Raw genomic sequence first — 18,511 nt, 5'->3', positions numbered from 1 at the left:
CCCGCAGCACTCGGCTAGAGCCGAGCGACTGCGGGGTTGGGTATCAACAATTGAATGTTAGACGAATGATGCCAGCGAAAAAGCTGGCATCGGTTGGGCTGAAGTCTATGGATTTGTCTTTTGTATTTTCTTACAGTCACTCGGCAAAGCGAGCGACTGCGAGAAAACCATTCGTGAACGGAGCTTCTGTCAGTGCATTTTTGTCTGAACTATTTGCAGAAAAGCAGAATAAGGAAAGCTAATACTCTATATAATAAAATAATTTAAAAATTATCATTGACTGCTTCGGTCGGTTGCTAAATAATCCGTATCATTCGGGAATGAAACGCATGGTACGTACCCCTATTCTCATGGCAGGTGCCTTTTTTGCACTGGTGTCTTTATCTTCCCTCACGGACCCTAAACCTCTGTATAAGAATGCTTCGTTGCCTACGCATCGGCGGGTACAGGACTTGCTCAAGCGGATGACCACCGAAGAAAAAGTGGGTCAGTTGGCTACGCCGCTGGGCTGGTTTATGTATGACAAGAATGGCTCGCAGGTAACGGTAAGTGAAAAATTCAAAAAAGCGGTAAAAGAACAGCAGATCGGCATGCTCTGGGCCACCCTGCGGGCTGATCCCTGGACGCAAAAGACGTTAAAAACGGGCTTGAGTCCCGAGCAGGCGGCTCAGGCTACCAACGCTTTACAGAAATACGTCATTGAAAATACCCGTTTAGGGATTCCTTTATTATTATCCGAAGAGTGTCCGCACGGGCATATGGCCATTGGCACGACGGTTTTTCCCACGGCTCTGGCTCAGGGAAGTACCTGGGACCCGGCTTTGATTCACGAAATGGCCAAAGCCATTGCTCAGGAGGCTCGGATGCAGGGAGCTCACATTGGATACGGCCCGGTGCTGGATTTAGCTCGTGAACCTCGGTGGTCTCGGGTAGAAGAAACCTATGGCGAAGATCCCGTCCTGAATGGTCAAATGGGTATAGCGATGGTGACTGGTTTTCAGGGGAAAAACCTGAAAAGCGGATCAAATATTATTTCGACGCTGAAGCATTTTACGGCTTATGGAGTTCCTGATGGAGGGCACAATGGTGGTAGTGTTTCGCCAGGAAATCGTGAGTTACATCAGGCCTATTTGCCTCCTTTCCGCGATGCGGTTCAGGCTGGAGCTTTGTCGGTAATGACCGCCTATAACTCCATTGACGGTATTCCCTGTACGGCTAATCCGGTGTTGTTAAAGTCCATTTTACGGAAAGACTGGGGCTTCAAGGGCTTTACCGTTTCAGATTTGAACAGCATTCAGGGATTAACTTTCAATCATAAAGTCGCGGCCAATAACACAGACGCAGCTGCGTTAGCGATTAACGCCGGACTGGATGCGGATTTGAGCGGAACAGGTTTCGATAAATCACTAGTACAAGCCATCAAACAAGGTAAGGTGTCGGGAGCCGTGCTGGATTCTGCCGTTAGCCATGTGTTGCGTTTGAAGTTCGAAATGGGACTTTTTGAAAACCCTTATGTTGATCCTCAGAAAGTTACTAACGTAGCTCGCAGTGTGGAACACCTTCAGTTAGCTCGCCAGGTATCCAGAGAGGCGATTGTCCTTTTGAAGAATACCAACGAATTATTACCTCTCAAAAAAGACCTGAAAAGCATCGCCGTGATTGGACCTAACGCGGACAACGTTTATAACCAGCTTGGCGATTACACGGCACCGCAGGCGGACGGAGCCGTGATTACGGTGCTCAAAGGAATTCAGAACAAGCTGGGTAACGCTACGCAGATCAACTACGCCAAAGGATGTAGTATTCGGGATACGTCGACGGCTCAGATTGCAGCGGCGATTGAGGCAGCCCGGAAGTCCGATGTTGCCGTGGTAGTCATCGGTGGTTCGAGTGCCCGTGATTTCAAAACGGAATACCAGGATACCGGAGCCGCTCACGTAAAGGCATCTGAAACATCGATTAGCGACATGGAAAGTGGGGAAGGATATGACCGCGTGAGTCTGGATTTGATGGGACGTCAGTTACAGTTGCTGGAAGCGATACTCAAAACGGGTAAGCCCGTTGTTGTGGTAATGATCAAAGGCCGTCCGCTGAACATGAATTGGATTTCGGCGAATGCTCCAGCCGTTATTGATGCCTGGTATCCCGGACAAGAAGGTGGGAATGCGATTGCCGATGTATTATTCGGTGATTATAATCCCGCGGGTCGTCTGCCGATATCGATTCCTAAATCCATCGGTCAGATTCCTGTCTATTACAATTACAAAAGTCCTGTTAAGCACGATTACGTAGAAATGGACGCCAAGCCTTTGTATCCGTTTGGATACGGTTTAAGTTATTCAACGTTTGAATACAGCGATTTACACACCCAGGTAACACCTACCAAAAACGACGTAACGGTAAAAGTAACCGTTCAGGTAAAAAACACCAGCAAGCGGGACGGAGACGAGGTAGTTCAGGTATACCTAACTGACAAAGTTTCTTCGGTGGTTGGCCCCGTGAAGCAACTGAAAAAGTTTCAGCGGGTTAATGTGAAAGCGGGAGAGACCAAAACACTGACGTTCGAGTTAAAGGCTAAAGATCTGATGTTGTATAATGCGGAAAACCAATGGGTAGCCGAGAAAGGTGACTTCAACGTACAAGTCGGAGCTTCTTCGGATGATATTCGGGTGAATAAAGATTTCCAGTTAGCATCAGATATTCGGAAATAGTTTTCCGTTTTCAATTAACCACAGAGTTTCACAGAGATTGGCACTGAGTAACTCGGTGTAAAACTCCGTGAAACTCTGTGGTTACCATACTGAAAACTCTAAAGCAATTTGTCTTTGAATTTCTGATAGAGAAATGAAGTTACCAGTAAAAGCACACCGACGCTTAGGAAGATGATGATTTTCCCGCCCGTAGCGACACGGCTTAAGTCGAAAATCAGCAGTTTGATTAATACGACCCCAAATAAAGCGATGCCCGCCAGACGGTATCGCTTTATTTTTTTGCTAAAACCCAGAACAATCAAGGTCAGTGAATAAACGCCCCAAAGTACGCTGAAGCCTGCCTGTGTCGCCATGAGCCGTTGCTCAGCGGCTTCGGCGGGACTATTCAGGATAAAAAGCGTAACCAATTCTTGACTTAATACCCAGAGAATAACACCGTGAATGGCGTACAAAAATAGATTTCGGGTTTGTTTCCAGTTACTAGAATCATCAGGAATCATCCGGTATAGACCATAGGTGATGCCTGCAATGCCAAGATAAAGCAGGTAACGGGCGTTAATCCAGGCCGTTGGGGTTTTAATGGTAAGCAGGGTAACGGCCTGAACGGGATTCTGGAAAAAGATATAAATAAAAATCAGCATACTGAGTACCAGACTCGCTACCTGCCAAAAATACAATCGTCGCGGAGCAATGATTACTAGGGTAGCTCCGATGTATAGGCTGGTATAAATGCTGAAAACGAGATTTTGAATGGCTTGCGGGAATCTCAGATTGCCCTGAGCTGCGAAGTAACGATCCCATTCCATTGAAATCACGTAATAACCCATTACAAACAGTAACAAGCCAAGTAATTTCCTTGAAAAACCGACTTGTTGAGCCTTGATCGACTGGATTAACATAAAGATAACCGCCGCAAGGAATAAGGCATTCGTAAGAAAAGTAAGATTCCAGTAAGGCAGATAATCTAATGAAGGGTTGGGAATAGAGTATCCGTGAATGAGTAGGGCACAGGCTGTCAGATTAATCAAAGCCGTCCCGAAGTGGGTCAGAATTTTCGACGAACGTTGAATGCCCAGCGTGTATAAGGTAGCGGCTCCACCTGCCCAAACCAACGTAATCCAATCGCCTTCCAATTGGATAGGAACCATTAGAATAAGGAATACAAGGGCCATAGACAGCGAAGCATCCGCTAACGAGGTCAGATTTCTCTGCCGTAAAAACCAGGCGATTCCCCCGTGAAATAGGCTGTTGGCAAACGTATAGGCAGTAATAGAAAGGGTTGAATAATGCTGCTCTTTCAGAATGAAATACGTGGGAATGTAAAAAAATAGAGCGTTTAATACAATCTGTAAAATCGTGCGATGATGAGCGTAGGCTTTCTGGAATAAAGGGTAAACCAGTTGATTGGCATACATCTGCAGAAAGAAAATGGTGCCGAATACCAGACTAATCCAGACGTAGCCTGGACGGTCGAAGCCATTGATGATGAAGGCTATAAATATCAGCCAGGTAACGAAAAAAGCGGAGGTGTTCATTAACTGCCAGTCGCGTTGGTAGGCCAGACTCAGCACGCCAGCGTTCAGAATAGTCATGTATACAAAAAGTCCCCAGGGGGCCCCATTGCCACCCACCAGAAAAGGAACCGCATAAGCCCCGACCAGACCGAATAAGCCAATCCATTGCACTTCATAACGCGTAGCCTGCCAGACCGTAAAGAGCGTAACGAGTACCATCAGTGCAAAAGATAGCGGCGAAGGTAAGAACTGATAAAAGTAATAAGCCGCGTACGTAGTGAGATATACGGTAGCCACGCCTCCGCTGAGTAGTACGGCACTGTAGGTCAGGTATTTAGGCTTTAGCCATAGGGCCAGCATAACAAGAGCAGAGCCGATGCTCCAACCCAGAGCCAGTCGCCCCCAGGGGCCAATAAGGTCATTGTCGAAAGCGTATTTAACGAAAATCGCAATCCCGATCACTAGGGCGGCAATCCCAACTTTGCTTAATAAATTCCCTCCGATGTATTCTTCCGTTGGCGTTTTGGCGTAGGTAGGAGCAGGTTTTGTTATTACGGGTGGAGAAACCGCAGAAACTGGAGCTGAGGGAGGAGCAATGGGGGTTTGTGTAACGGTTTTAACAGGAGTAGTGTCGGGGCGTAGTGAACTTAACTCCCGTTGAATCTGAATAAGATTTTTCTGAGCACTGGAAAGCTGCTCCGCCAGTCGCTGGACTTCGGCTTCTAATGCATCGATCCGATTACGTTCATTCATAGGTAATAGATAGAGTAGGTTGGAAGGTAATGAGTTTTCAGTGGTCTGTTTTCTGTTTTTGATTAACCACAGAGTAAATCAGCGTAAAACTTTGTGAGCCTTGGTGTCTTCGAGCCTTTGTGACAAAAAATTGAAAACAGACCTCTGAAAATTAAACTTATTGAATTACAAAGTTAATTCGGTCGATTCCGGTGTTTTTGTTTACCTGATCGTAGGCGTAAATCTGTATTTCGTACATGCCTTTATCTTTAACGGAAAGCATTCCTTCAAAAATATTATCCTGCGAAGCAAAGCTCAACGGAATTTCTCCAAACTTCATGCCATCTTTTTTGATGAGGGCTTTTACTTCGATGTTATCGGACTTCCAGAACCCGTTTTTATTAATCACACAACCGCACATCATAACCAGATTGATCCGAATTTTTACCTGATTATCCTTTAGTGTGGTTGGGTAATCACCTGATGAGATTGAGGTTCTAAAATGTCTACCATTAATCCGGGAATTTGGAGAATAATCCCGTCGCCATCGATGGGTTTTCCCGGGATGAGCCAGAGTTGGGTAGAAGCTTTTACGGCTGAACTTTTACGATTAACGGGAGCGATGGCTTCGACGGTAACGAAGGTAGGAGCATCCAGTTTTAAGTCTGCTTCAAATCGTGCTGTCTGTTCGTCAGTAAGGCGATTGTGGCGTTTGTAGGGCTGGTTCATAAGTAAATCCGTGTTGCCAGAATTTCCGCTGGTCAGACCTTTCGCCAGAATTTCACCCGTCAACTCATTTCGAATAATGACATAAGCCCCACCAATGCCGGTGCCAATAAATTTGGCATCTTTGGCTTGGGCTCGAACGATAACTTTGGTGGTTTGTGCAAAAGTAAAAGTGGACGTTAGGAGTACTAAAGTAGTGGTTAGGATTTTCAGCATATCAGATTTGACCAAGAGAAGAAAGAATAGGAATCTAAGATAGACAAAAAACCTAGAGACGCGATTCATCGCGTCTGGGTAAGAGGCGGTTTTTGCTATCCTGACGTCCATCTTCTGGGTAAGAGGCAGTTTTGGGTTACCCCTACGTTACTTCCATTTCCCGGCCAGACGCGATGAAGTCGCGTCTCTACAGGGTAGAAAACCAAAAGCCCGGATTGTTTATACAATCCGGGCTTTTTAAAGAGATATAATTCAAGGAATTACAGACCAAATTTGGCTTTTACCTGATCCACGTAATCCAGTTTTTCCCAGGTAAATAATTCTACTTCCTGCTCAATTACTTTTCCGTCGGGAGATTTGAATGTTTTCGTTACCACTTTCGATTCGCGACCCATGTGGCCATAGGCAGCCGTTTCGGAATAAATTGGGTTACGAAGTTTCAGACGCTGCTCAATGAAGTAAGGACGCATGTCGAAGATCTCGCCTACTTTCAAGGCAATTTCTCCGTCCGTTAATCCCACCTTCGAAGTTCCATACGTGTTGATATACAGACCGCAAGGCTCTGCTACACCAATGGCGTAAGAAACCTGAACCAATACTTCATCAGCCAGGCCAGCAGCAACCAGGTTTTTCGCAATGTGCCGCGTAGCGTAAGCTGCCGAACGGTCTACTTTCGAAGGATCTTTACCCGAGAACGCACCACCGCCGTGGGCACCTTTTCCGCCGTATGTATCAACAATGATCTTACGACCCGTCAGACCCGTATCGCCATGAGGACCACCAATCACGAATTTACCCGTAGGGTTGATGTGATAGGTAATTTCTCCTTCGAATAACTGGCTTAACTCAGGTTTCAAAGCAGCTTTCACGCGGGGAATAACGATGTTAATGATGTCTTCGCGGATTTTAGTGAGCATCGTTTCGTCATCACCGAAATCATCATGTTGCGTCGAAACAACGATGGTATCAATTCGCTGAGGCGTGTTGTCATCACTATATTCAATCGTTACCTGAGACTTCGCATCGGGGCGTAAGTAAGGCATCAGCGACAGCTCATTATTACGAATGTCGCTCATTTCCTTCAGGATTTTGTGAGCTAAATCCAGAGCTAAAGGCATGTAGTTGTCCGTTTCGCGAGTAGCGTAACCGAACATCATACCTTGGTCACCAGCACCCTGTTCTTCAGGATTTGAGCGATCCACGCCCTGGTTAATATCCGCTGACTGGTCGTGAATAGCAGAAAGAACACCGCAGGAATTGGCTTCAAACATGTATTCAGACTTCGTATATCCAATTTTACGGATTACTTCACGAGCAATGGTCTGAACGTCGAGATAGGTAGTTGATTTAACTTCACCAGCCAAAACGACCTGCCCGGTAGTTACCAGGGTTTCGCAGGCAACTTTAGATTGAGGGTCGAAGGCCAAGAAATGATCAATGAGGGCATCTGAAATTTGATCGGCTACTTTATCAGGATGTCCTTCAGATACAGACTCAGAAGTGAATAGATAAGGCATGTGCTGTTAATTAATTGATTGGGAGTACGAATCGATAAATATGTAATGTTTCGTAAACCTTGGCCAAAGGAAGGAATTGAACGTTTTGAATTTTTCTAAAAAGCTGATTTTCAAGAAAAAAGCCCGTATCGTTAAACCACCGTAGCGTTCTAAACTCGGTTGGTGCCCTAACTGGAGCCTCTGGATACTTTTGCAAAATTGTACATTCCGTGGAAATTCACCAAACAAGATGGCTTAACCTTGTCGGAATTCCTGAATATTTCGTTTAAAAATGTCAATGGCGGCTTTTGTAAAGGGAAGGATGGGTACGGAAACAATGACTTTTAAGTCTTCTGCCAGACTGCTTTCTTCATCCAGAAACCGGAAAATGCGGGGAGCCGGATTTTTTTGGAACAACCCCGTAAATATAGCAGCCGTAGATACCCGCTTTTTTAAAAAGACATTTAGAAAAACCTGATCGTAAAAGTAATTCAGAGCAGGGATTGCTTTGTGGGTTACGGGCGAAACGTCGAAAGATCGTTCCAGGTTATGAACCAATTGTTGTAAACGCTTTTGCGTGCGGGTAAAGGTATAACCCGTGCTGGCCCGCGTATAACCGCCTGCAGTACCCACGCGAATCACGCATGGAGCGGCCTGTTCCTGAGCAGGCTCGTCGCTCATGGGAATAACCCCGAATTCTTCTTCCAGAATTTCATAGTGCTGAATGGAAGTGAATTCCTGAATGTAACTTTTTAAACCTTCATCGTACTCTTTTTTTGAAAGCAGGGCCGGGGTAAAGAGCGTGAATTCAATGAGAGCTTCCGTTTCAGAAAAAGGCATGACGTAGACGAATCGACATTCGTTCTGCTGGTCGATTCGGAAATCCATCATAATCGGTACCTGGGGGTCAAAGGCAGGTTGATTAGTGCGAATGACCCAGCCTTTGAAGTGCTGTAACAGGTTTTGGTAGACAAAGCCACTCGCTGGCAAGGGTTTCATGGCTTGCAAAACGTGCGTACTATCGAAACACCAGCTTGCCCGGTATTCGCCTGCTTCGGTTTGAACAATGGCTTCCTGGTTATCAGACAGAATAGACTGAATGGGGCTGTATAAGAATTCAATGGCAGGGTTTGTCGCCAGTTCGTGATGAATAAACTGGTAGAAATCAATTCCGCGAAGTAACTTATACTGATGCTTGCCTAAGGTCAACTTTCGGGAAAATCCATTAGATCCATGAAACCAGATGGAATTCCATTTTCGGTAGAGGATGGACTCGAATGCACTTTCTCCTTCCTGCCAAAAGGCCCAGGTCCGGTCATTCCGGGTTTTCTTTTCACGATCAATGATCAAAATTTTCTTATCGCGTAAAGCACTACGATTGAGGTAATAGGCCAGACTTAGTCCAGCCATACCTCCTCCTGTTATGATGATGTCGTACTTCAAGCAATCGGGAATCTCGTGAATGAAAATAGAACCTGGAAAATTCGATTTTGTTTGAATGTAGAGAGGCGACTTCATCGCGTCTGGGTAGAGGCAATTTTTGTTACTCCCGCTATGTCTGGTGTCTTCTCCCGCCATTAATAAGCATAATGGTTGGTGAGGACACCAACCATGGCGGAGCTCTGCCTGATTTCCATCTCCCGACTAGACGCGATGAAGTCGGCTCTCTACAAAAAAGGCCTCGCTACTCCTAAGTAACGAGGCCTTTGACTCAAATCAATATAAATTATACGTTTACGTGACGTTCGGCGTGGTAGCTGGAGCGTACCAGTGGGCCCGATTCAACGTATTTGATACCTCGTTTTTCGCCCTCTTCCTTATACATGGCGAAGGTGTCGGGGTGAATCCATTCAATAACTTCGTGGTGCATTTTTGTAGGCTGAAGGTATTGGCCCAGCGTCAGAACGTCCAGTCCATGAGCGACCAGATCATCCATAGCTTTGAATACTTCGTCCTGCGTTTCGCCCAAACCTAGCATAATGCCCGTTTTGGTACGTTTGCCAAAGTCTTTCGTCCGTTTGATTTGCTCCAGACTCCGCGAATATTTCGCCTGAGGACGTACGGGGCGATACAGACGTTCTACCGTCTCCATATTATGGGAGACCACTTCCTGTCCGGCAGCAATCATACGCTCCAGAGCAGCCCAGTTTCCTTTCGTATCAGGAATCAGCGTTTCAATCGTTGTGCTGGGGCTTAATTCTTTCGTCAGGCGAACCGTCTGATACCAGATTTCAGCTCCCCGGTCTTTCAATTCATCCCGGTTCACAGAAGTCAGAACGGCATGCTTCACACCCATGATCTTAATGGCTTCGGCTACGCGACGGGGTTCGTCCGCATCATATTCGTTGGGACGTCCGGTTGCTACTGCACAGAAGGTACAGGAACGCGTACAGACATTACCCAAAATCATAAATGTAGCCGTACCCGCTCCCCAACACTCACCCATATTCGGACAGTTTCCTGACTGACAAATGGTGTGGAGTTTATATTCATCTACAACTTGCCGCACGTTGCGGTATTCCGGACCGGTGGGGAGTTTCACTCGCAACCAGTCGGGTTTGCGGGTAGAGGAACCTGGCTTGTTCTCGCCTTTGGTGCCTGTACCGGGTTTTGTTATTACGGGTAGCTCAATCATCCCAATATCAATTGCTGATTTGATAAACAGTGGGGTCTATCAAAAGATGTACAAAGGTAATGAGCTAACCTGTAATGACGATAAAAAGTTGCGTTTGATAAAAGAATGAAGCTTTTCACTTTAATTGTGAGGGCGATAACCCCGTGAAGAAAGATGAGTTAGAAAGAATAACTTACCTTTAATGGCATTTTTTAGGAAAAGTGAGAGAAAAGCTTTTCGGAAAATACATCTCATTCATTCAATTAAGATAACAGTTACAGGTATGGCAACGGCTACCATTACGTATTTAGGACAACTTCGCACGCAGGCTACACACGTAAGATCTGGCTCAGAAATTATTACGGATGCTCCAGTGGATAATCACGGAAAAGGAGAGGCATTTTCTCCCACTGATTTAGTTGCTTCGGCTTTAGGTTCCTGCATGTTAACCATCATGGGAATCGTTGCCCAGCGGGACCAGGTGGATATTACTGGGACGCAGGTAGAAGTTACGAAGAGTATGGCTGAAAACCCCCGTCGAATCAGTGAGATCGCTGTTAAACTGATTGTTAAGACGAGTCAGCCCCTAACTGAAACTCGTAAAAAGAAGCTGGAAAACGCCGCCTTAACCTGCCCCGTAGCGGAAAGCCTTCATCCCGACCTAGTGAAGGCCGTTACGTTTGAATTTGTTGTGTAGGGTTTGGCGTTTTGAGTTTAAATGTTGTGCCGCTGCCGTCGTGGCGGCTCCACAGGGGCAGTAGTGCTTGGGGATTCTGTCTGTCATCATATCCTATAAGAAAAAAGCCGGAATAATCTGTTTCATTCCGGCTTTTTTCATGCCGCTGCCATCGAAAAAGCTGGCAGCAATCGGTTTAATTCTTTATGGAATGCGTTTAGACCTAAAGTCACTGCTGCCAGCTTTTCCGCTGGCAGCGGCCACGATGCTAGAAGATGCTGTTTAGTATCTACAACTTAAGGAAAAAGCCGAAATGATCACTTCATTCCGGCTTTTTCTTTAAGTAATACTGAAGGTTTTAATAACAAAATCCCAACACTTATTTACGACTTAACACTGATTCTCCCCACCAGGCTTGCTGGATTTTTTTATTTACTTCTACATTAGGGAAAATACCACGGAATAACTCCGCTCCAGGACCATAAGCAAAGACAGGAACAGGATTGGCAGTGTGATTCGACCAGATGAATTTACCTTCTACCTTACCATTTCTCCAGTCACCGCCCGTCAGGCATAAGCCGCCCGTTTCGTGGTCAGCAGTGACAATAACCAGCGTTTCGCCATCTTTCTCGGCAAAGTCGAGGGCAGCTCCTACGGCTTTGTCAAAATCAAGCGTTTCGGTGAGGAGGTAATCCAGATCATTGGCGTGGCCAGCCCAGTCAATTTGGGAACCTTCGGCCATCAGGAAGAAGCCATTGTTATTCTTCGAAAGGATTGATAACGCTTTCTCTACTTCCTGACGAAGCATTTCACCGCGACCTTCTCTAACTTTTTTAGGGTTTTCGCGAGCTGTGAACGCTACCAGTTTTTTACCTTCCAGTTTCGTGAAATCACCAGAAGTATCCGCTACCGAATACCCTTTGTCTTTGAAAGCCGCTAGTAAGTTTTTCTGGTCTTTACGTTCAGTAAAATACCGCATCCCTCCACCAATGACTACATCAAGATCGGACGTAACCATATCCTCGGCGATGGCTTCATGTTTGGACCTTGAAGATTGATGAGCGTAAAAATCTGCTGGTGTAGCATCCGTAATATCGCACGTAGTGACAATACCGGTTGACAGTTTTTTCTTCTTCGCCAGTTCGGCTAACGTTACCTGAGGACGGTTCGAAGAATCCACCGCAATAGCTCCGTTTTTCGTTTTGACACCCGTAGCCAGGGCCGATCCTCCCGCACCCGAATCCGTGATGAAATCCTTAACCGGGTGTGTCGTCGACATTCCCATGTAAGGAAGACGATTCATATGAAGAGAGCCTTTATTGGCAATTTGAGCAGCATAAACGTGATTAGCTCCCATACCGTCGCCAATCAGTAAGATTACATTTTTAGGTCGTTTGGGCGTAGTTTGAGCAAAGCTCGACACACAGGCGGCCATCAGTCCTAAACAGAGAAGTGCGTAACGATTCATAGATACTAAAGAATAATGTTTCGAATTGCAAAATTCCACTATTTCCTGAACCTCACGGCGGCTCATCATGTCAATAAATTGTTAATAATAGCGACCTAAATATCATAAATTGATAAATAGAAGAATATTACCTGAATGCTTTTCAAACCAATAGCTGAGGAGTAATGCTTATTTTATGTAAATTGATTTTTGATCATAAATAAGAATTCGTTTGTGATTTACTGATTAATAACCTGCCCGCTTTTAGAAAACTAAATATTAAGTTAAAAACATGGAAAAATAAAAACCATTAATTTTATTTGTTGGAGTCAATCTTCGAATGTCCTTCATTTCACCACCTTAATCCTATGCTCACACCACCTATCCAACTACTGTTGTAGGCTTAAGTCCTACTACTTAACATTGTTTCAAGTACAGATGCTAGTCCTCCTAAAAAATTGACCTTCTCTCATTGAAGATAAATTTATTCTTTTACCTATCCTGATAAATATCCTTTATGAATCGGTTGTCCGCCTGGTTTGCTATACTCTTATGTATAGTCAGTCTCTCCACGTCTGCCCAACGCTTTAAAATTAGTAAAGTAACAGTTGATGATCTGGCCGCCAAGTATTATCCTCTGGATTCCGCCGCTGAAGCGGTAGTGCTAGGAGAGTATGGGTCCGTAGAAATTACGGATAATGATATTAAAGGTTATTATGCGGTACATCGACGAATTCGACGCATTAAAATCCTGAAAAAATCAGCTTATGATCGAGCTACGATATCGGTTCATCAATACCGTAGGGGGGCAGATAGTGAGGAAGTAATTCGCAATATTAAAGGAAAAACGTATTGGCTGGAAAACGGGGAAATTAAATCCGAAGACCTGAGTAGATCGGCCATCTTTACTTCCAAAACTAACAAAAACTTTTACGAGACGAAGTTCACGCTTCCCCATGTGCAGGAAGGTTGTATTATTGAGTATGAATACGATTTGATGTCAGACTTTATTTTACAGCTTCCGTCCTGGGATTTTCAAACGGATATTCCTATCAAGTATAGTGAGTATTATGCACCTTTCCTCCCAAATTAGGCTATCGGGCGGTTTTTCAAAACCCGGTTGATCTGGTGATTAAAGAATATTCTGAAAATCCCAATACGGGAACATTTATGCGGTATGCGGTGAAAGATCAACCGGCTTTACGGCCTGAACCCTACATCACCACGATAGATGATTATACCACACGTTTGCGTTTTGAGCTGGTTGAAGCAATGGTTAATGGCCGGATACAGCGGTTTAGCCAAAGCTGGCTGGATGTAGATAAAAAGATGGCTACCGACGATGAAGTGGGTAGTTACATTCGGAAAACTACATTCCTGAAAGCAGCGGCTAAGGAAATCAAAAGTAAGTACTCGGATACGTTGTCAATCATCAAGGAAGCTCACCGGTATATCCGCACAAACATGACCTGGAACGGGCACGTAAGTTACTGGTCGGCCAGCAGTCCCAAAACCATCTTCGAGCAAAAGACGGGTAATTCGGCGGAGATCAATCTAATCCTGATCGGTTTGATTCGGGAATTAGGTTTTGAGGCCAGCCCCGTGATTCTCAGTACCCGCTCGAACGGAGCTGTATTCATGGAAATTCCTATGATTTCCTACTTCAACGATCTCGTTGGGATAACGAACATTGGTGGAAAAGAAGTGCTTTTAGACGCAACGGATACGTTTCTTCCCCTGGGCGTTTTACCAGATCGTTGTCTAACCAGAATTGGACGTATTGTAGATATTAAACATGCCAATTGGGTTTACCTCAAACCCACCTTAACTCGACAGGTAAAAACGCTTCAATATACACTCGATGAATCTGGTTCAGCCAAAGGATCTATTTCCTATAGCTGGCAGGGTGAGCTTGCTTGCCGTTACCGGAATGCTATTCAAAAATCGGGGATTAAGAAGATTGGGAAGGAACTAATCAAGCAACCTTCTGCTGAAGTAGGCGAAAGCAAAGTTGAAAACGCTACGGAAATCGACAAACCCCTGATTGTAACTACAGAGGTTTCTTACGAAGAAACCTTTAATAAAGCGGGCGATCGTATTTACTTAAGCCCTGCCTTGGGGGAAGCTCTTTCCGTCAACCCCTTTAAATACGAAAAACGAATGTATCCTGTCGATTTTGGTAACCCTAGTGAAGAAGTTTTCATGGCCAATATTAAAATTCCGCAGGGATATGTAGTGGAAAGTTCGCCTGCAACTCAGATCATAGCATTGCCAGAAGATGGAGGCCGGTTTACCTATCAGGTCCAGGTGCATGGGGAGGATATTATTAATGTTGTTACTCGTTTGCAGCTTAAAAAACCTATTTATTCTTCTGAAGAATATCCTTATTTAAAGAAGTTAATGGATATGGCCATTGCAAAAAATGGAGAACAAATTATTCTTAAAAAGAAATAATTGAATAGGGTTAAAAATCTGGTTATGAAAAGGATATTATTTTTATTACTTCTGTTTCCGCTGAGCCTTTTCGCTCAGACGTATTCAGTAGAATCCATTCCGGCTGATTTACGAAATGAAGCCTCTGCCGTGATTCGTTTGCAGGAAGAAAGTTTCGAGGTTTTAGCGGTAGGAGAAGCCGTTAAACGCATACATACGGTTGTTACCATTCTGAATGAAAAAGGAGATAAATATGCTACTGAAGAAGTGTATTATGATAAGCTGAGCCGTGTTAAAAACTTTGAAGGTAAGTTATATGATGCGAATGGAAAGGAAATAAAACGACTAAGAAAATCGGATATTCTTGATGTTTCATCTCATTCAGATTATTCACTGTTTGACGACAATAAAGTAAAGCAGGCTGACTTTAAGTACGCTAACTATCCGTTTACCGTAGAGTTTGATTACGAATTAGTTTCTTATAATACTTTATTTTACCCTTACTGGATTCCGCAGCGAGACGAAGAGCTTGCCATTGAAAATTCAGCTTTCACGGTAATCGTTCCTGCTACGCTGGGATTACGTTTCCGGGAAATGAATGGGGTAGGAGCGGTTCAGAAATCAGAGAAAGACGGAGTTCAGACGTATCAATGGCAGGTTAAAAATTTGAAAATCAGAGAAGAAGAGCCATACGTTGATTTTTATGCTTCCTGCGGGCCTGCCGTATTGACAGCTCCCAATCAGTTTGACATGAAAGGTAACAAAGGCTCGGCGGCAAGCTGGAAAGAGCTAGGGCAGTTTTTCTATGATCTGAATTTGAATCGTGATGAGTTACCCGAAACCGCTAAGGCTAACGTTTTGAAGGTAGTTGGAACGGAAACCGATCCACTGCGTAAAGTAGAAAAACTATATCAGTATTTGCAGCAATCTACCCGGTACGTAAGTATTCAATTGGGCGTTGGAGGCTGGCAGAGTATTCCGGCAGCAACAGTGGTTGAGAAAGGCTATGGAGATTGCAAGGCTCTTTCCAACTACATGAAGGCAATGCTGAAAGTGGCTGGAGTGACTTCTTACACCGCTTTGGTCTCGGCGAGTTCTATTGATGTTTTGACGGATTTTCCGTCGGCCCGCTTTAATCACGAAATTCTGTGTGTACCACTGGCGAAGGATACTCTTTGGCTGGAATGTACGAGTCAACACGCCGATCCAGGTTATATGGGCAGCTTTACGGGTAACCGACATGCCTTGCTGAATACGCCGCAGGGTGGGGTACTAGTGAAAACGCCTTCCTACCAGCACGCCGAAAATGGGCAGTATCGTACCATTGAAGTATTCCTGGATAAAGAGGGAAATGCGGCAACAAAGATGCTTACCCACTATTCAGGAATTCAGCACGATGATTATCGCTCTGCCACCGAATTGATGGCTGGGGAAACGCTGAAACGCTGGAAAATTCAACGGATGCGTCTGGCCAGTTTTGATCTGAATGACTTTGCCTTTGAAGTGGGCAAGCCCGTAAAGAGAATTCCTTCGATTACTGAAAAATTGAGTCTGACGGTTCGGAAAAGTGCGACGATGAGTGGTAATCGTATGTTCCTGTCAGTTAATCAGTACACGCCCTGGACGCTGATTCCCAAAACCCTTTCCAATCGTCAGCATGAAGTGGTATGGACGGTGGGTTTTACGGATGCCGATACGGTTACCTATCATATTCCCGAATCTTATACGCTGGAAGCCTTGCCCGAACCTGTTAAATTGGAAACGGAATTTGGTACTTATACCGCTCAGACGGTTAAAAAGGGCGAGACTATCGTCTATACCCGGCGGCTGGAAATGCCCCAGTTTCGTAAACCCGCTTCTGCTTACCCTAAATTCGTAGATTTTTGCAAGAAAATAGCTCGGGCAGATCGTTCACAAGCGGTCTTTGTGAAGCAATAATCACTCATCAATTAGAACAAAAAAGCCGAAGCTGTAGTATTAGCTTCGGCTTTTTCATTCGATGTTGCAGGTGCCTTCAGCTAAGCAATGAGCAGGAAGTGTATCCTTCCCCGGGTTTGTAAAGAATTTAGAAAGGGTTAAAATAACCAGATGAAAAATCGCACGCAGCGTGAAATTGGACGTATAGGCATGAACTTTTTTGCACAAGAGGATCAGTAGAGAATATACCTCAATGGGTAGTAAGTACAGGTGAGGTTAAGTAATTAATAAAAATACTGTAACTATTCCAACAAAATATTTAATCATTCAATGAAATATTTGGTAAGTTCGTAAAGAAACGCATTCTTTGCATAGTACAAAATATCACGGCAAAGTACAAATACGAGCTGTTCCCCGCTTGACCCTTATGTATATCAACGCGATAAGTAGCTATCTGCCGGAGCAAGTTGTTACCAATGAACATTTTGCCCGACTGAATGGATTGTCTGACCAGTGGATCGTGGAGCGGACGGGCATCCGAGAACGTCGGAAAGCTGCCCCTCACGAAAACACTAACACGATGGCCGTTGAGGCCGTTCGTCAGGGCCTAGCCCTTTTACCTTACCCAGTACAAGAAATTGATTTGATTGTAGGGGCTACATACACCCCTTATGATACGATTGTCTCACTGGCTCACGCTGTACAGCACGACCTGCAGATTCCAGATATTCCGGTTCTGTCGGTTTCTACGGCCTGTTCGTCTTTATTGAATGCGATTGAAGTAGTGCAAGGCTACTTCTGCATGAAAAAAGCGACCAAAGCTTTAGTGGTCGTGTCGGATAATAACACTGCTTACAGTAACGAATCTGATAAAGTAGCTGGTCACCTCTGGGGTGACGGAGCCGCGGCTCTGTTCATGTCCAGTGAACGGGTTTCTGATTCTGATCTGAAAGTGGTCGATATTCTGACGGGCGGTGCGGCTACGGTTGGCAAGGCTCTGGAAGGTGTAGTATTGCGACCCAATGATGAAGGTTTCGTAATGCCTAATGGCCGCGATGTCTTTATTCATGCTGTTCAGTACATGCCCAAAGCCAGTCGTCAGATTTTGGGCCGCAATGGCCTGACGATGGAAGACGTGGACTGGGTATTGCCTCATCAGGCCAATTTCCGAATCAGTAAGAAAGTAATGGAGGAATTAGGACTTCCCATGGAAAAACTTCTATCTAACATTCAGTACTTGGGTAATACCGGTTGTGCGGGCTGTGCATTGGTCTCAGCGAAAACCGTTACCGATTCCAGAAAGGAGACAACATCGTAGTGACTACCTTCGGAGGTGGTTATTCGTACGGTGCCATGTTGGTGGCAGTTGAATAGCTCTACGTTATTTCCTAGCAAAAAAAGGCTAGTCCAATCTGTGGACTAGCCTTTTTGTTGTATTGGCAAGCAATGATTGCTTAAAATTTCATAGTCAGAACCCGATCCCGAGAATTGTCATACGCATCCACCGATACTGAAAGACTGCCAGGGGCTTTGGTTAAAAAGTTATAGGTATCAATCTGATCCCAGAATTCACTTTTTTCCTGACCAAAATCAATGGTCTTGCTGGCTCCTTCGTAACTGATAACCAGGTAATAATGCTTGGAACGGGGGGTAATATCCGCGAATTTCTTATACACTTTTTCGTGTTTCCATTCCATGGCCTGAATGGCCTTGGGTTCGTCCACCGTATTTTTATCCTTCTTGTTGAAAGCCGAGAAAGTGTCATACATGGCGTAAGCCGCAAAAATCAGCACAATTAGCGGCATGAACTTCATCCAGATGTCTCCGTTATCTTTTCTGCCTTCATTATCGCCTTTGCCACCGAACATTTTTCCACCCCCAAAACCTGGAATGGACATTTTCTTACGCTCACGGTGGACAGGGCGGTAATACGGATTATCTTGCTGGTTTTGGCTCATAGTGAAAATGAAGTAGGGGTTATGGTGTCTATTACAGAACGTTAGTAAGCAAACTAACGTTTCAAAGTAGT

At 44.8% G+C, this 18,511-nt stretch carries 14 protein-coding genes, 1 pseudogene and 1 riboswitch; of the genes and pseudogenes, 7 read left to right on the top strand and 8 right to left on the bottom strand.

Annotation, left to right across the window (positions count from 1 at the left end; all coding sequences use genetic code 11):
- Both BWI96_RS22105 and BWI96_RS02085 read left to right on the top strand, forming a co-directional pair.
- On the top strand, positions 1-242 hold a 242-nt coding region (locus tag BWI96_RS22105; RefSeq protein WP_232793540.1), incomplete at its 5' end, for a hypothetical protein.
- An 87-nt stretch (positions 243-329) separates the two neighbouring features.
- Positions 330-2,711, top strand: a complete 2,382-nt coding sequence (locus tag BWI96_RS02085) for a glycoside hydrolase family 3 N-terminal domain-containing protein (protein ID WP_106635027.1) — start codon at positions 330-332, stop codon at positions 2,709-2,711.
- A gap of 98 nt (positions 2,712-2,809) precedes the next feature.
- On the opposite strand, the gene BWI96_RS02080 is transcribed toward BWI96_RS02085, so the two are convergent.
- The 6 genes from BWI96_RS02080 to lipA all read right to left on the bottom strand — a co-directional run bounded on the left by BWI96_RS02080 (position 2,810) and on the right by lipA (position 10,030).
- Positions 2,810-4,978, bottom strand: a complete 2,169-nt coding sequence (locus BWI96_RS02080; RefSeq protein WP_106635026.1) for a DUF2339 domain-containing protein — start codon at positions 4,976-4,978, stop codon at positions 2,810-2,812.
- Between the two features lie 157 nt (positions 4,979-5,135).
- Positions 5,136-5,366 carry a hypothetical protein gene (locus BWI96_RS21800; protein WP_198555116.1) on the bottom strand — a complete coding sequence of 77 codons (231 nt, stop codon included), beginning with the start codon at positions 5,364-5,366 and terminating at the stop codon, positions 5,136-5,138.
- A gap of 50 nt (positions 5,367-5,416) precedes the next feature.
- Complete coding sequence (locus tag BWI96_RS21795; RefSeq protein ID WP_198555115.1) at positions 5,417-5,899, bottom strand: hypothetical protein; 483 nt, start codon at positions 5,897-5,899, stop codon at positions 5,417-5,419.
- 260 nt (positions 5,900-6,159) lie between these two features.
- Positions 6,160-7,416: a methionine adenosyltransferase gene (gene metK, locus BWI96_RS02070; protein ID WP_106635025.1), complete on the bottom strand. Its 1,257-nt coding sequence runs from the start codon at positions 7,414-7,416 to the stop codon at positions 6,160-6,162.
- An 89-nt stretch (positions 7,417-7,505) separates the two neighbouring features.
- Positions 7,506-7,609: riboswitch (SAM-I-IV-variant riboswitch) on the bottom strand.
- Between the two features lie 41 nt (positions 7,610-7,650).
- Positions 7,651-8,913: a lycopene cyclase family protein gene (locus BWI96_RS02065; protein ID WP_106635024.1), complete on the bottom strand. Its 1,263-nt coding sequence runs from the start codon at positions 8,911-8,913 to the stop codon at positions 7,651-7,653.
- Positions 8,914-9,121: 208 nt separating this feature from the next.
- A complete protein-coding gene (gene lipA / locus BWI96_RS02060; RefSeq protein ID WP_106635023.1) occupies positions 9,122-10,030 on the bottom strand; it encodes a lipoyl synthase in 909 nt (302 codons plus the stop codon).
- Positions 10,031-10,292: 262 nt separating this feature from the next.
- Between lipA and BWI96_RS02055 the strand changes: the two genes are divergently transcribed.
- Complete coding sequence (locus BWI96_RS02055; RefSeq protein ID WP_106635022.1) at positions 10,293-10,706, top strand: OsmC family protein; 414 nt, start codon at positions 10,293-10,295, stop codon at positions 10,704-10,706.
- 358 nt (positions 10,707-11,064) lie between these two features.
- Here BWI96_RS02055 and BWI96_RS02050 read toward each other — a convergent pair whose 3' ends face one another.
- On the bottom strand, positions 11,065-12,153 hold the full coding sequence (locus BWI96_RS02050; protein WP_157830181.1) for an alkaline phosphatase: 1,089 nt from the start codon (positions 12,151-12,153) through the stop codon (positions 11,065-11,067).
- Positions 12,154-12,649: 496 nt separating this feature from the next.
- On the opposite strand from BWI96_RS02050, the gene BWI96_RS02045 reads away from it, so the two are divergent.
- From BWI96_RS02045 to BWI96_RS02030, 4 genes and pseudogenes are all read left to right on the top strand, one after another.
- A complete protein-coding gene (locus BWI96_RS02045) occupies positions 12,650-13,225 on the top strand; it encodes a DUF3857 domain-containing protein (RefSeq protein WP_106635020.1) in 576 nt (191 codons plus the stop codon).
- Between the two features lie 35 nt (positions 13,226-13,260).
- A complete protein-coding gene (locus tag BWI96_RS02040) occupies positions 13,261-14,586 on the top strand; it encodes a transglutaminase domain-containing protein (RefSeq protein WP_106635019.1) in 1,326 nt (441 codons plus the stop codon).
- A gap of 24 nt (positions 14,587-14,610) precedes the next feature.
- Positions 14,611-16,503, top strand: a complete 1,893-nt coding sequence (locus BWI96_RS02035; protein WP_106635018.1) for a DUF3857 domain-containing protein — start codon at positions 14,611-14,613, stop codon at positions 16,501-16,503.
- 406 nt (positions 16,504-16,909) lie between these two features.
- Positions 16,910-17,856 (top strand): annotated as a pseudogene (locus tag BWI96_RS02030) (3-oxoacyl-ACP synthase III family protein).
- An 80-nt stretch (positions 17,857-17,936) separates the two neighbouring features.
- Here the strand turns inward: BWI96_RS02030 and BWI96_RS02025 are convergent.
- Complete coding sequence (locus BWI96_RS02025) at positions 17,937-18,440, bottom strand: hypothetical protein (RefSeq protein ID WP_106635017.1); 504 nt, start codon at positions 18,438-18,440, stop codon at positions 17,937-17,939.
- Between the last annotated feature and the right edge of the window lie 71 nt (positions 18,441-18,511).

The sequence above is a fragment of the Siphonobacter sp. SORGH_AS_0500 genome (assembly GCF_002838835.1).
In the GTDB taxonomy this organism is placed as follows: domain Bacteria; phylum Bacteroidota; class Bacteroidia; order Cytophagales; family Spirosomataceae; genus Siphonobacter.
This window is presented reverse-complemented; position numbering and strand designations above follow the sequence as displayed.

Excerpts from the sequence above, each read along its gene's own strand:
- BWI96_RS02065 (WP_106635024.1), bottom strand. The coding sequence starts at position 8,913 with ATGAAGTCGCCTCTCTACATTCAAACAAAATCGAATTTTCCAGGTTCT.
- metK (WP_106635025.1), bottom strand. The coding sequence starts at position 7,416 with ATGCCTTATCTATTCACTTCTGAGTCTGTATCTGAAGGACATCCTGAT.
- BWI96_RS02025 (WP_106635017.1), bottom strand. The coding sequence starts at position 18,440 with ATGAGCCAAAACCAGCAAGATAATCCGTATTACCGCCCTGTCCACCGT.
- BWI96_RS02085 (WP_106635027.1), top strand. The coding sequence starts at position 330 with ATGGTACGTACCCCTATTCTCATGGCAGGTGCCTTTTTTGCACTGGTG.
- BWI96_RS02080 (WP_106635026.1), bottom strand. The coding sequence starts at position 4,978 with ATGAATGAACGTAATCGGATCGATGCATTAGAAGCCGAAGTCCAGCGA.
- BWI96_RS21795 (WP_198555115.1), bottom strand. The coding sequence starts at position 5,899 with ATGCTGAAAATCCTAACCACTACTTTAGTACTCCTAACGTCCACTTTT.
- BWI96_RS02035 (WP_106635018.1), top strand. The coding sequence starts at position 14,611 with ATGAAAAGGATATTATTTTTATTACTTCTGTTTCCGCTGAGCCTTTTC.
- BWI96_RS02050 (WP_157830181.1), bottom strand. The coding sequence starts at position 12,153 with ATGAATCGTTACGCACTTCTCTGTTTAGGACTGATGGCCGCCTGTGTG.
- lipA (WP_106635023.1), bottom strand. The coding sequence starts at position 10,030 with ATGATTGAGCTACCCGTAATAACAAAACCCGGTACAGGCACCAAAGGC.
- BWI96_RS02045 (WP_106635020.1), top strand. The coding sequence starts at position 12,650 with ATGAATCGGTTGTCCGCCTGGTTTGCTATACTCTTATGTATAGTCAGT.
- BWI96_RS02055 (WP_106635022.1), top strand. The coding sequence starts at position 10,293 with ATGGCAACGGCTACCATTACGTATTTAGGACAACTTCGCACGCAGGCT.